Origin of the sequence: Frigidibacter sp. RF13 (genome assembly GCF_026626305.1) — a bacterium.
Lineage (GTDB): Bacteria > Pseudomonadota > Alphaproteobacteria > Rhodobacterales > Rhodobacteraceae > TMP-24.
Map to the genome: position 1 here is coordinate 16,728 of NZ_JAPNUE010000009.1, position 12,685 is coordinate 29,412.

Genomic DNA, 12,685 nt, shown 5'->3' on the forward strand with positions numbered 1-12,685 from the left:
ATGAAGAAATACCTCTACTCCGCGCTTCTCGGCACGGTGGCGGGCATCGCGCTTACCACACAGGTGGCAGCACCTCTGGTGGCGCAGGAGAATACCAAGCCCGCCTCGGTCTACGAGCAGCTTGACCTCTTCGGCGACATATTCGAGCGAATCCGCGCGCAGTATGTGGAAGAGGTCGACGAGCGCGAGCTGATCGAAGCTGCTATCAACGGCATGCTGACCTCGCTTGATCCGCATTCCTCCTACCTGCCGCCCGAAGACTATTCCGACATGCGGGAATCGACGCGCGGCGAGTTTGGCGGCCTCGGGATCGAAGTGACCCAGCAGGACGGGTTCGTGAAGGTTGTGTCGCCGATCGACGGTACGCCAGCGGCCGAGGCAGGCATCCAGGCGGGCGATTTCATTACCCATGTGAATGGCGAAAGCCTTCTCGGCCTGACGCTCGACCAGGCGGTAGACATGATGCGCGGCCCGGTCGGGTCCGAGATCACGATCACCATCGCGCGCGAAGGATCGGACGAGCCCTTCGACGTGACCATCACCCGCGAGACGATCAAGATCGCGGCGGTGAAACCGCGCACCGAAGAAAGCACCGTGATCCTGCGCGTTACGACCTTCAGCGAGCAGACCTATGCGGGCATCGAGGAAGGGATCAAGAAGTCCATCGAGGAGCTTGGCGGCATCGACAAGGTCCGGGGCTTCGTCATTGACCTCAGGAACAACCCGGGCGGGCTCCTGACCCAGGCGGTCGCCGTGTCGGACGCCTTCCTCGACAAGGGCGAGATCGTCTCGACCCGCGGTCGCAACCCGGAAGACAGCGAACGGTTCAACGCGGAGCCGGGCGATCTGGCGCAGGGCAAGCCGATCGTCGTTCTGATCAACGGCGGCTCGGCCTCGGCCTCGGAGATCGTTACAGGCGCGCTGCAGGACCATCACCGGGCGATCGTCGTGGGCACCAAGAGCTTCGGCAAAGGCTCGGTCCAGACCATCGTGCCGCTGAAGGGCGATGCGGCGATGCGCCTGACGACAGCGCGCTACTATACGCCGTCGGGCCGCTCGATCCAGGCGCTGGGCATCTCGCCCGACATCGTGGTGGAACAGCCGAAGGCCGATCCCGCCGCGACCGGCGAAGAGACGCCCGAGAGCGCGGCGAAACGCACGCGGTCGGAAGCCGACCTGCGGGGCGCGCTCTCGAACGATTCGATGAGCGAGGACGAGAAAAAGGTCTTCGAGGAGGAGCAAAAGGCCGCCGAAGAGGCCGCCAAGCGTCGCCTTGACGATTATCAGATGGCCTATGCGATCGACATCATCAAGGGCCTTGCGGTGTCGCAGGGCACCGAATGAGCGGAAGCGACAAGGGCGGGTCGCCCATGAGGGATGACCTGCCCTACCGGCCCTGCGTGGGCGTGATGCTGATCGATGGCGCTGGCCGTATCTTCGCGGGCCAGCGCAAGGACAGCGAGGTTGCCGCCTGGCAGATGCCGCAGGGCGGGATCGACAAGGACGAAAAGCCGCGTGCTGCGGCGCTGCGCGAGCTCTGGGAGGAAACCGGGGTGACGGCCGGTCTTGTCGATTTCGTCGGCAAGACCCATGGCTGGATTACTTATGACCTGCCGGACCATCTAGTCGGAAAGGTCTGGGGTGGCAAATATCGCGGGCAGAGGCAGAAATGGTTCCTTTACCGCTTTCTCGGTCGCGACGATCAGATCGATATCGCCACCGAACATCCCGAGTTTTCCGAATGGAAATGGGTGACGGCCGACGAACTGATCACCTCGATCGTGCCGTTCAAGCGCAAGGTCTATGAGGAGGTGGTTATGGCCTTCCGTGCGTATCTGGCCTGACGGGCGGCTCGTCGTCGCACTTCGTGCGCTCCTCGTGCGAAGACATGCCGCACGGCTGCATGAGCAGCTAGCCCAACGGATAATCCGCGAGATCCTCGTAAAGCGAGCCTTCGGGACGCAGCCATGACCGGTAGAGGATCAGCCGGTCCGCGGTGAAGTCCGGCAACGGGGTCGCCGCATGCACGCCCAGAAAGCGCGCGACCTCCGCGTGATCGCCGGGGGCGGGATGACGGGGCAGGCGGGCGATCGTCACATGCGGGCGGAACCGCCGCCGCTCAAGCGTGATACCCGCCCCGCGTACGGCCCCCATGACCGACCGGTGCAGCGCCTTAAGACCGGGCGATAGCTGAACCTCTGCATGGACCGTCCCCGGACTGTCGCCGAAGGTGCCGAGCGGGCCGAAGGTCACCGGTAGGGCAGGCTGGTGCAGCCGCTCAAGCTCACAATGCAGCTCCTCTAGCGCGGGCTCGCGCTGCTCGCCCAGAAAGGCGATGGTCAGATGCAGGTTTTCTTCGGGCAGCGGGCGGCCGACCTTGAGGCGCAAGGCGACCTCCGCCAGCCGGGTCGCGACCGGTTCGGGCAGCGGGATGGCCAGAAAGAGCCGCATGGTCAGAAGGTCGGCGGCGTACAGCCCGAAACGATCACGCAATCGCCAGGCCCCGGGTTGCGGAAGCGGTGCGGCTGGCGGCTGTTGAAATGGTATCCGTCACCCGTCTTCAGAAGCTGCGTCTCGGTCCCGACCGTCAGCTCGATCTGGCCCTCGACCACAACGCCCGCCTCTTCGGATTCGTGGCTGTAAAGCTCAGGCCCAGTGTCGGCACCGGGGCGGTAATGTTCATAAAGAACCAGAAGCGCACTGTCGGTCGCATGGCCGACCCGCAGGAAGCTGATCTTCGGGTCCGCCGCCCCGCCCGGCGGCGTGATCTCGCGGAATTCCTCGTGGGTGAAATGCCATTTGGTGGCGGCAGGCTCATCCTCGGCAAAGAAGGCCGAGAGCGGCATGTTGAGCCCGCTCAGGATCTTCTTCAGCGTGCCGATCGAGGGGCTCGTCCGGTTCTGCTCGATCATCGAGATCATCGCCGCCGTCACGCCCGCAAGCGTCGCGAGCTGGCGCTGCGACAATTTGCGGGCCTCGCGTTCGGCCTTCAGCCGCGCACCGGTATCGAATGTCATGGATGCTCCTTCCATATGCATGAAATAGCTTGCGGGTCGGCCGGGAGAAAGATAAATTTATTTTCTGTCAATACATAATATTGAACGCACGCCGACGCGGGGCCCTGAGGGGCGGCGCGGCCATTGAAGGGGGACTGCCATGAAGAACGCCGAAATCGAAGCCCGCCGCAAGGCCGCCATGTCGCGCGGCGTGGGCGTGATGACGCAAATCTTCGTCGACCGCGCCGAAAATGCCGAACTTTGGGACAAGGAAGGCAACCGCTATATCGACTTCGCGGCGGGGATCGCGGTGGTGAACACCGGCCACCGGCACCCCAAGGTAATTGCGGCGGTCAAGGACCAGCTCGACCATTTCACCCACACCTGCCACCAGGTCGTGCCCTATGAAAACTATGTGCGCCTGGCCGAACGCCTGACCGCCATCGCCCCGATCAAGGGCGAGAAGAAAGCGGTCTTCGTCACCACCGGCGCCGAGGCGGTGGAAAATGCAGTCAAGATCGCCCGCGCGGCCACCGGCCGCCAGGCAGTGATTGCCTTCACCGGCGCCTTCCATGGCCGCACCTTCATGGGTATGGCGCTGACCGGCAAGGTCGTGCCCTACAAGGTCGGTTTCGGCGCCATGCCGAACGACGTCTTCCACGTCCCCTTCCCGGTCCCGCTGCATGGCGTCTCGGTCGAACAGTCGCTCGATACGCTGAACTATCTCTTCAAGGCCGATGTCGACCCCAAGCGCGTCGCCGCGATCATCCTTGAACCCGTTCAGGGCGAGGGCGGCTTCTATGAAGCGCCGCGCGAGTTCTTCAAGGCACTCCGCGCGATCTGCGACGAACATGGCATCCTTCTGATCGCCGACGAGGTGCAGACCGGCTTTGCCCGCACCGGCAAGATGTTCGCGATGGAGCATTACGACGTGCAGCCCGACCTGATGACGATGGCCAAGGCGCTTGCCGGCGGCTTCCCGCTTGCCGCGGTGGTCGGCCGGGCCGAGGTTATGGACGCCCCCGGCCCCGGCGGCCTTGGCGGCACCTATGGCGGTTCGCCCATGGGGATCGCGGCGGCGAATGCCGTCCTTGACGTGATCGAGGAGGAAGGGCTCTGCGACCGCGCCAATCAGCTCGGCTCCCGCCTGAAGCAGCATCTGGAAATGCTGCGCGCCGAAGTGCCCGAGATCGTCGATATCCGCGGCCCGGGCTTCATGAACGCGGTCGAGTTCAACGATGCCAAGAGCGGCAAGCCGTCGGCCGACTTCGCCAACAAGGTGCGGCTCGAGGCGCTGAAGCGCGGGCTGATCCTTCTGACCTGTGGCGTCCATGGCAATGTGATCCGCTTCCTTTCGCCGATCACCATCCAGGACGAAATCTTCACCGAGGCGCTCGGCAAACTTGAGGACTCGATCCGCGCCGCCCGCGGCTGACGTAATCCAAAGGCGAGGCCTTCGGCCTCAAGCCTCTTCGTGGCGCCGCAGCCGATAGCTGCGGCGCGCGTGCCTCCGGCGGGGATATTTCGAAACGGAAGAAACCAGCAAGAACGCCCTGACCTGCGGGTCAGGGCGCCTCTTCCGCTACGGTCATCGGCGTCCCCGCCTGTACCGTCTCCGCAGGGTAAAAGAGCAAGGTTAACGAAACATTGCTCTTCCGTTTCCAAATATCCCGCGGGGGTCCGGGGGTGCGAACCCCCCGGCCTCTCAGCCGCGCAGCCGCTTCAGGATATCGAGGCTGGCATAGCCATCGGGGATCATGCCGATCGCGCGCTGGAACGCCTTGACGGCCGCGATGGTCTTCGGGCCGACCTTGCCGTCCGCTCCGCCGGTGTCGAAGCCCGCCTTGATCAGGCGTTCCTGCAGTTCCACACGTTCCGGCAGCGTCAGCGCCCTGTCCTCGCGCGGCCAGGGGGCCTGAATGGGCGCGCCGCCCTTCAGGCGGTCGGCAAGGTGGCCCACGGCGATCACGTAGGCGTCGGCGGCGTTATAGCGTTCGATGGCGCGGAAGTTCGGGAAGATCATGAAGGCGGCTCCACGCGCGCCGGCTGGCAGCAGGATCGAGGCCGAGCCGCCCTCTTTCACAACCTTGCCATCCATGTCGCGCACGCCGAGCGCGGCCCAGTCGGCGGCGCTTTTCTTCACGCCGTCGCCGGTCAGATCGACGTTGAAATCGGACGGCAGGCGCACCTCGGCGCCCCAGCGCGCGCCCTTGCGCCAGCCGGATTTCGCCAGATAGGCGGCGGTTGAAGCGAGCGCGTCGCTGGGATCGTCCGACCAGATGTCGCGCTTGCCGTCGCCGGTGAAATCGACCGCGAAAGCGAGGTATGAGGTCGGGATGAACTGGGTATGGCCCATCGCACCAGCCCAGCTGCCGGTCATGTCACTGGGCGCCACATTACCCGCCTGAATGATCTTCAAGGCGGCGATGAGTTGGCTTTCGAAGAAGCTGCCGCGACGGCCGTCATAGGCGAGCGTCGCCAGCGATTGAATCAGCGGCAGGTTGCCCCTGTTCGCGCCGTAGGAGCTCTCGAGCCCCCAGACCGCAACGACGATCTCCTTTTCGACTCCGTAGGCCGCCTCGATCTGTTTCAGAAGGCGGGCGTATTTCTTCAGCGCTTTCCGGCCGTTCGCCACCCGTTCGTCCGAGACTGCCTTGTCGAGATATTCCCAGATCGGCTTGACGAACTCGCCCTGATTGCGGTCCTTTTCAACCACATAGGGGTCGTAGGTCACGCCCCTGAAGGCCCGCTCGAAGAGCTTTTCGCTGATGCCGCGGGCCAGCGCGCGGGGGCGGAAGCCCTCGACCCAGCGGTCGAACCCCGCTTCGCTGCCCACGGTGATCAGCGCCTCGGGACCGGTGGACATGGGCGGGGCTCCTAAGGGCGGTGCGGGCTGCGCGGCGAGGCCCGGCAGGGCGGCAAGCGACAGAAGAAGGGTAATCGGGCCTGTTGGGCGGATCATCGGGCTGCTTTCTTTTCGGCAAGCCTACCCTGCCTGCCGCGGCGCGAAAAGGGGGGCGGTCGCGAACGGCGGTTCAGCGCCGGTGCCGTTCGACCTTTCGACGGACCTTCGCATCGCGCGCGCGGGTCTGACCGGGTTTGCGCGCCATGCGCCGCCCGCGCTTCAGCCCGCCGCCGGGAAGGGGCGCGCCATCGATCTCCAGAAGCTCCAGCGCGAGGCCGCCCGTCACTGGAACCGCCTCGGCCAGCCGCACTGTCACCTTCTGGCCAAGCCCGATGGTCAGGCCGGTATCGGCGCCTATCAGGGTCTGGCTTGCTGGATCGTAATGGAAGAACTCCCGCCCGACCGACCGGATGGGGATCAGCCCGTCTGCGCCGGTCTCGTCGAGCTTCACGAACAGGCCGAACTTCTGCACGCCGCTGATCCGACCGGTGAATTCGGCGCCGACCCGGTCCGACAGGTAGGCCGCCAGATAGCGGTCGGTCGTATCGCGCTCCGCGGCCATCGACCGGCGCTCGGTGTCGGATATTTGCTGGGCGGTCTCCTCCAGCATCTCGATATCTTCGGCCGACAGCCCGTCCTTGCCCCAGCCATGGCCCGAGATCAGCGCCCTATGCACAATCAGGTCGGAATAGCGCCGGATCGGCGAGGTGAAATGCGCGTAGTTCCGCAGAGCGAGGCCGAAATGACCGAAATTCTGCGGATGGTAATAGGCCTGGGTCATCGAGCGAAGCATGGTGATGTTCAGAAGCTCGTCGAATTCCGTACCTTCGGACTGTTTCAGCAGCCGGTTCAGCGCCGAGGTTTTCAGCACCTGTCCCTTGGCGAGCGTGAAGCCCGACGCCTCGGCTACCTCGCGCAGGGCGTCGATCTTTTCGGGGCTTGGTTCTTCGTGGATCCGGAAGAGAAGCGGGCGGCGCAACCGGATCAATTCTTCGGCGGCGGCGACATTGGCGAGGATCATCGCCTCTTCGATCAGCCTGTGGGCGTCGAAGCGTTCCTTGAAGGCGACCGAGGTGACATGGCCGTCATCGGAAAGCTCGATCCTGCGTTCGGGCAGGTCGAGGTCGAGCGGCTGGCGCGCGGCGCGGGCCTTCTTCAGCGCCTCATAGGCCCCATAAAGCGGCCGGATCTGATCCAGCAAACCCGCAGTCCGGTCACCCGGCGCGCCATCCTGGGCTGCCTGAACCTCTTCATAGGCAAGCGAGGCGCGCGAGCGGATGAGGCCACGCGTGAATCGGTGCGAGAGCTTGTTGCCGTGGGTGTCGATCTTCATCCAGACCGCCAGAACCGCCCGGTCGACATGTTCGTGCAGCGAACAGAGATCGCCCGACAGACGGTCGGGCAACATCGGCACCACCCGGTCGGGGAAATAGGTGGAATTGCCGCGCTTGCGCGCCTCGCGGTCCAGCGCGGACTGCGGCGTCACATAATGTGCGACATCGGCGATCGCGACCCAAAGGATGAACCCGTCAGCGTTCGTCGGGTCTTCATCCTCATGCGCAAAAACCGCATCGTCGCGGTCGCGGGCGTCGGCCGGATCGATCGTCAGGAAGGGCAGATGCCGTAAGTCCTCGCGGTCGCCAAGCGGCGCGGGCTCCATCCCATCGGCCTCGGCGATCACGGCGTCGGGGAAATGATCGGGGATGCCGTGCTGGTGGATCGCGATCAGCGAGACGGCCTTAGGGGCGGACGGATCGCCCAGAACCTCGACCACGCGGGCGCGCGGCAGGCCCATGCGGCCGTTGGGGCCGGCCTGTTCGGCCTCCACGAGTTCGCCGTCCTTCGCGCCGAAGGTCGCGTCAGCCGCGACCAGCCATTCCTTGTCGGCTCCCTTGTCGACCGGGATGATCCGCCCGCCCTCCGCCGCCTTGCGGAAGAGGCCGACGATGCGGATCGGGTTGGTGCCGATCTTTCGGATCAGGCGCGCCTCGTAGCCATGGCCCTCTGCCTTCACCGGCGCGAGTTTCGCGAGGATCCGGTCGCCCTGCCCAAGAGCCGGATCGCCCTTACGTGCAATGAAGAGAATGCGGGGTGGCGCCCCCTCTCCCTGCCAGTCCAGTGGTCTGGCGAAGAGATCGCCTTGCGCGTCGGGCGGCAGGATGGTCAGGACCGCGACCGGCGGCAGGGCTTCGGGGTCGCGATAGGACCGGCGGCGTTTTTCCAGATGGCCCTCAGCCTCCAACTCCTTCAGCATGCGCTTCAGATCGATCCGCGCCGCGCCCTTGAGGCCGAAGGCCTTGGCTATGTCGCGCTTGGCCGTCTCGCCGGGGTTGTCGGCGATCCAGGCGAGGATTTCGGCCTTGGAGGGAAGCTCTTTCATGGGCGCGGCCTAGCATGCAACGCCGCCGCCGTCATGCGGAAAGCGCGGGTGGGGGCTGTCTGCCCCCACCCCCTTGCAGCCGAAGGACGCTCAGTTGAAATAATCCGTCAATATCCGGCTGTAGATCGCCTTCAGCTGGCCGATCTGAGCCACTTCCACCCGTTCGTCGACCTGATGCATGGTCTTGCCGACGAGGCCGAATTCCACAACCGGGCAATGGTCCTTGACGAAACGTGCGTCAGACGTGCCGCCGGAGGTCGAAAGCGCAGGGTCGAGCCCGGTTTCAGCCTTGACCGATCCGGCCACGAGGCGGGTGAAATCGCCAGGCGGGGTGAGGAAGCTTTCGCCCGATATGTCGATCGTGAGCGTGAACTTCACGCCAGTTTCCGCCTCGACCTGCGCCGCCTCGGCCCGGAGCCATTTGGACAGCGAGGCGACGGAATGGGCATCGTTGAAGCGGATGTTGAGCCGTGCGCTCGCCCGGGCGGGAATGACGTTTCCGGCCGGGTTGCCACAGTCGATGGTGGTCAGGGCAAGCGTCGAGGCATCGAAATGATCGGTCCCGCGGTCAAGCTCATGCGACGCGAGTCGGTCAAGGAGCCGCACCAAGGCATGAAGCGGGTTCTTCGCCCGGTGCGGATAGGCGGAATGGCCTTGAACACCGGTCGCCTCGATGAAGCAGGTGAGCGACCCGCGCCGCCCGATCTTCATCATGTCGCCCAGCCGTTCGGGGCTGGTCGGCTCGCCCACCAGACAGACCGACATCGCCTCGCCCTTCGCCTTCATCCAGTCGAGAAGCGCGACGGTCCCGTCCTTGCCGGGCCCTTCTTCGTCGCCGGTGATAGTGAGGATGATCGCGCCGTCGGGGGGCGTGTTGCGCACGAAATCGATAGCCGCCGCCACGAACGCCGCCACGCCCGATTTCATGTCGGTGGCGCCCCGGCCCCAAAGCCAGCCGTCATGGATTTCGCCGCAGAACGGATCGCGTGTCCAGGCGGCGGCATCGCCTACCGGCACGACATCGGTGTGGCCGTTGAAGCCGAACGTCCGGTTCGCGCACGGCCGCCCCCAGCGGGCGAAAAGATTCGGCGTGCCGTTCCGGTCGACCCGCGTGCAGTCGAAGCCCGCGCCGGAGAGAAGCTTTTCCAGAAGCTGCAGCGCGCCGCCCTCCTCCGGCGTCACCGAGGGACAGCGGATGAGGTCGGCAGTCAGCGCGATGGGATCGATGGGTGCGTGGGACATGTCTTGGGCCTCAGTGCAAAGTCGCGGCGCGACTTTCCTCGTCGTAGAAGGGGGTGGCCTGCACGACGATGACGGCATTCTCGGCAAGTGCCCGGTCCATCAGTTCGCGCTCGTCTGCGTCGATCTCATGGCCTTGTGCCGCGCGCTCCTCTGGCGTGCCGTATCCGGTGACGTCGAGGGGCGCCATGTCGGCCTGCTTCAGGACTGCCACGCATTCACGCACCGCTTCTTCCTCGCTGACGCCAGTCGAATAGCACAGAAGTGCCGCGCCGGTCGCACCTTTGGGCAGACCGTCGCCTTCCTTGCGGCCGACCTCGACAAGCAGTGTATAGACCTTCTGCGGGCGTTTGATTTTGGACAGACGGTCGGTCTTGTCGCTGGCGTCGGTCATGCGGGCCTTCCTTCGGCGGGAACGCGGCGGACCCTAAGCGCGCGGGCGCAAAGGTGCAACTCTCCGCGCGCAGCCTAGCCGAAGTTGCGCTTCATCGCGGCCGCCAGTTCTGGCCGGTTGCCGGCCGCGCGGCCGATGGCCAGAAGGCCAGGAGCCTCGGCCGCGAACCAGTCCTTTCCCGGGCGCCAGTTGGTCATCACCGCGAGATAGAGGTCGAGCGCGCTGAACCTTTGTCCCACGAACCAGGGGCCACCGCGCATCTCAACAATGGCCGCGACCTCGCGCCAGAGCGTCCGGTGATGGTCGTCCACCCGCGCCCGATAGGCTTTCGCCGCATCCGGATCGGCGACGAAACGCGCCGGATCGTCCGCGAAGGTGAAGCAGGGATAGATATTGGCGACGATGAAGATCAGCCAGCGCAGGAAGGCCGCCCGCTCGGCCGCACCCGGCCCCGGCACCAGATCGTCGCGCCCGGTGATGTCAGCCAGATGCAGGGTGATCGCGGCGCTTTCGGTCATCACCTCGCCCGATGGCAGCACAAGCGTCGGGATCTGGGCGCGTGGATTGAGCCGGGACAACCTGTCCCGCGCCGCGGCACTGTCGAAGAGATCGCCGGTCTCGATCAGCTCATGCGGCAGTCCGTACCAGGCGAGTTGCAGTTCGACGAGCGCCGAGCCCCAGCCGGGCATCTGATGAAGCGAATAGACCATGGCGCGCCTCTGTGATTGAACGTAACGTGAACATACAAGGTCGCCCGCCCCAAGCAAGCGAGAATGGCCGAGACGTGGCGCCCGGTCGCGTCGGCGATCCGCAAGGTGAAATCGGCGCCCGATTTCCGGCGGCGTGGCGCCACGAAGATGATAGGTTGCGGCATGCTGTTCGCTCTGCCCGATCATGACAGGCTCTATCAGGCGCTCGTGCAACGCGATGCCGCGTTTGACGGGCAAGCCTATGTCGGCGTCGCGACGACCGGCGTCTTCTGCCGACTGACTTGCCCGGCGCGGAAGCCCCGGCCGGAGAATTGTAGCTTCTTCGGTTCGGTACGCGACTGTCTCGACGCGGGCTACCGGCCCTGCAAGCGCTGCCATCCGCTTGCGCCAGAGGCCATGGCCGATCCGTCGATCCCGGTGCTGCTGGCCGCGCTGGATGAACGCCCCGATCACCGGTTCTCGGAAGCCGATGTCGAGCGGATGGGTTTTGACCCGTCCACCGTCAGGCGCGCCTTCAAGCGCCAGTATGGCATGACCTTCCTCGACATGGCGCGTCAGCGCCGCTTGCGCGACGGTTTCGTCACCATCTCGGCCGGCGGCAGCGTCATCGACGCCCAGCTTGATGCACGCTTCGAGTCTGCCAGCGGTTTCCGCGCGGCGTTCGCCGCCCTTCTGGGGCGTGCGCCCGGTCGGCTCGACCCCGATCCCCTGCTCTTCGCAGACTGGATCGCGACGCCGCTCGGCGACATGATTTCGATCTGCAGCCGGTCAGAGCTGCATCTTCTGGAATTCATCGAACGCAAGGCGCTCAGGACCGAGCTTGGAAGGCTCGATCGACATGCGAAAGGGCGCATCGGTCTGGGCAAGACCCCGCCTGGCGCGCAGATCAGGGACGAACTGGCGGATTTCTTCGCCGGACGGTCGGCCGAGTTCCGAACGCCGCTTGCCTATCACGGCAGCGGTTTCACGCAACTGGTATGGGATGAGCTCCGCCGCATCCCGCCGGGCGCCGTGTGCAGCTATACCGATATTGCCCGGCGCATCGGCAGGCCGGAGGCCGTGCGCGCCGTGGCGCGGGCCAATGGCGCGAACCAGCTTGCCGTTGTCGTACCCTGTCACCGGGTGCTTGGTGCCGATGGCGCGCTGACCGGCTATGGCGGCGGCCTGTGGCGAAAACAGAAACTCATTGAAATCGAAAGGCAATTTACGATGGATGCGAAGAGAGGCGGCGTGGCATGAGCCAGAAAGACAAGGCGATGAGGTTCAGGTCGCTGCACCGCAAGGGGGCGCCGCTTGTCCTTTACAACATCTGGGATGCGGGCAGCGCGAAGGCGCTCGCCGACGCCGGTGCCACGGCGCTGGCGACCGGCAGCTGGTCGGTCGCGGCGGCGCAGGGGTTTGCCGACGGCGAGGCGATCCCGCTCGATTTCCTCCTGCGGATCGTGGAACGGATCGTGCAGGCGGTGGATATTCCGGTCAGCGTCGATTTCGAGGGCGGCTATGCGACCGACCCGGCGGACCTGGCCGAGAATGTGCGCCAGCTGATCCAGACCGGTGCGATCGGGATCAATTTCGAAGACAGGGTTGTGCGCGGTGAGGGCCTTCATCCGATCGAGGTTCAGGCCGGGCGGATCAGGGCGATCAGAGAGGCTGCGCGTCAGGCGGATGTGCCGCTTTTCATCAATGCGCGGACCGATCTGTTTCTGAACGCCGACCCGACGGCGCACGAAGGCTGCCTTACCGAAGCCCTGCAGCGCGAGACAGCCTATGCGGCGGCGGGGGCAGATGGCTTTTTCGTTCCCGGCCTGACCGACCCCGGGCTGGTGCGGGCCATCGTCTCGGCCGCGCGCCTGCCGGTCAATGTGATGATGAGAGGCACGCTCGACCGGATCGCGATTGCCGCCGAGCTTGGTGCGGGGCGTGCGAGTTACGGGCCGGGGCCGTATCGAAGTGCGATGGCAGACCTGACAGCGCGTTACCGGGCGCTGACCTGACACGAGGAGGAGCGCTTGCCGAGCGCGGACGGTGTTACAGCGCTGGCAAGGAAAGGGCGGCTGACGC

General features: G+C 65.4%; 12 protein-coding genes. 5 read left to right on the forward strand and 7 right to left on the reverse strand.

All coding sequences use genetic code 11. The features are described from left to right. Both OU426_RS14965 and OU426_RS14970 read left to right on the forward strand, forming a co-directional pair. A complete protein-coding gene (locus OU426_RS14965; protein ID WP_267634851.1) occupies nucleotides 1–1,344 on the forward strand; it encodes a S41 family peptidase in 1,344 nt (447 codons plus the stop codon). Next, nucleotides 1,341–1,844: an RNA pyrophosphohydrolase gene (locus OU426_RS14970; RefSeq protein ID WP_267634852.1), complete on the forward strand. Its 504-nt coding sequence runs from the start codon at nucleotides 1,341–1,343 to the stop codon at nucleotides 1,842–1,844. Before OU426_RS14965 ends, OU426_RS14970 begins: the two co-directional genes overlap by 4 nt. A gap of 67 nt (nucleotides 1,845–1,911) precedes the next feature. Here OU426_RS14970 and thpR read toward each other — a convergent pair whose 3' ends face one another. Then, entirely contained in the window at nucleotides 1,912–2,493 is a 582-nt protein-coding gene (gene thpR, locus OU426_RS14975) for an RNA 2',3'-cyclic phosphodiesterase (RefSeq protein WP_267634853.1), read from the reverse strand. Next, complete coding sequence (locus OU426_RS14980; protein ID WP_267634854.1) at nucleotides 2,454–3,017, reverse strand: cupin domain-containing protein; 564 nt, start codon at nucleotides 3,015–3,017, stop codon at nucleotides 2,454–2,456. The genes thpR and OU426_RS14980 overlap by 40 nt, the downstream gene beginning before the upstream one ends. 139 nt (nucleotides 3,018–3,156) lie before the next feature. On the opposite strand from OU426_RS14980, the gene OU426_RS14985 reads away from it, so the two are divergent. Continuing rightward, on the forward strand, nucleotides 3,157–4,431 hold the full coding sequence (locus OU426_RS14985) for a 4-aminobutyrate--2-oxoglutarate transaminase (protein ID WP_267634855.1): 1,275 nt from the start codon (nucleotides 3,157–3,159) through the stop codon (nucleotides 4,429–4,431). Between the two features lie 270 nt (nucleotides 4,432–4,701). Here the strand turns inward: OU426_RS14985 and OU426_RS14990 are convergent, their stop codons facing one another. The 5 genes from OU426_RS14990 to OU426_RS15010 all read right to left on the reverse strand — a co-directional run bounded on the left by OU426_RS14990 (nucleotide 4,702) and on the right by OU426_RS15010 (nucleotide 10,624). Then, a complete protein-coding gene (locus OU426_RS14990; RefSeq protein WP_420712605.1) occupies nucleotides 4,702–5,958 on the reverse strand; it encodes a lytic murein transglycosylase in 1,257 nt (418 codons plus the stop codon). A gap of 73 nt (nucleotides 5,959–6,031) precedes the next feature. Next, on the reverse strand, nucleotides 6,032–8,281 hold the full coding sequence (gene rnr, locus OU426_RS14995) for a ribonuclease R (protein ID WP_267634856.1): 2,250 nt from the start codon (nucleotides 8,279–8,281) through the stop codon (nucleotides 6,032–6,034). Nucleotides 8,282–8,371: 90 nt separating this feature from the next. Continuing rightward, a complete protein-coding gene (dapE, locus tag OU426_RS15000; RefSeq protein WP_267634857.1) occupies nucleotides 8,372–9,523 on the reverse strand; it encodes a succinyl-diaminopimelate desuccinylase in 1,152 nt (383 codons plus the stop codon). A 10-nt stretch (nucleotides 9,524–9,533) separates the two neighbouring features. Then, a complete protein-coding gene (locus tag OU426_RS15005; RefSeq protein ID WP_267634858.1) occupies nucleotides 9,534–9,914 on the reverse strand; it encodes a DUF8846 family protein in 381 nt (126 codons plus the stop codon). A gap of 74 nt (nucleotides 9,915–9,988) precedes the next feature. Beyond that, entirely contained in the window at nucleotides 9,989–10,624 is a 636-nt protein-coding gene (locus OU426_RS15010; protein ID WP_267634859.1) for a glutathione S-transferase family protein, read from the reverse strand. Nucleotides 10,625–10,786: 162 nt separating this feature from the next. Between OU426_RS15010 and OU426_RS15015 the strand changes: the two genes are divergently transcribed. Beyond that, the gene (locus OU426_RS15015; RefSeq protein ID WP_267634949.1) at nucleotides 10,787–11,863 is read left to right on the forward strand and encodes a bifunctional transcriptional activator/DNA repair enzyme AdaA; all 1,077 of its coding nucleotides are present in this window, start codon (nucleotides 10,787–10,789) and stop codon (nucleotides 11,861–11,863) included. Then, nucleotides 11,860–12,618 (forward strand): isocitrate lyase/PEP mutase family protein, encoded by a 759-nt coding sequence (locus OU426_RS15020; protein WP_267634860.1) that lies wholly within the window; start codon nucleotides 11,860–11,862, stop codon nucleotides 12,616–12,618. Before OU426_RS15015 ends, OU426_RS15020 begins: the two co-directional genes overlap by 4 nt. Nucleotides 12,619–12,685: the final 67 nt, after the last annotated feature.

Coding starts and splice junctions, on each gene's coding strand:
- OU426_RS14965 (WP_267634851.1), top strand. CDS start 1: ATGAAGAAATACCTCTACTCCGCGCTTCTCGGCACGGTGGCGGGCATC.
- OU426_RS14970 (WP_267634852.1), top strand. CDS start 1,341: ATGAGCGGAAGCGACAAGGGCGGGTCGCCCATGAGGGATGACCTGCCC.
- OU426_RS14980 (WP_267634854.1), bottom strand. CDS start 3,017: ATGACATTCGATACCGGTGCGCGGCTGAAGGCCGAACGCGAGGCCCGC.
- OU426_RS14985 (WP_267634855.1), top strand. CDS start 3,157: ATGAAGAACGCCGAAATCGAAGCCCGCCGCAAGGCCGCCATGTCGCGC.
- OU426_RS14990 (WP_420712605.1), bottom strand. CDS start 5,958: ATGATCCGCCCAACAGGCCCGATTACCCTTCTTCTGTCGCTTGCCGCC.
- rnr (WP_267634856.1), bottom strand. CDS start 8,281: ATGAAAGAGCTTCCCTCCAAGGCCGAAATCCTCGCCTGGATCGCCGAC.
- dapE (WP_267634857.1), bottom strand. CDS start 9,523: ATGTCCCACGCACCCATCGATCCCATCGCGCTGACTGCCGACCTCATC.
- OU426_RS15005 (WP_267634858.1), bottom strand. CDS start 9,914: ATGACCGACGCCAGCGACAAGACCGACCGTCTGTCCAAAATCAAACGC.
- OU426_RS15010 (WP_267634859.1), bottom strand. CDS start 10,624: ATGGTCTATTCGCTTCATCAGATGCCCGGCTGGGGCTCGGCGCTCGTC.
- OU426_RS15015 (WP_267634949.1), top strand. CDS start 10,787: ATGCTGTTCGCTCTGCCCGATCATGACAGGCTCTATCAGGCGCTCGTG.
- OU426_RS15020 (WP_267634860.1), top strand. CDS start 11,860: ATGAGCCAGAAAGACAAGGCGATGAGGTTCAGGTCGCTGCACCGCAAG.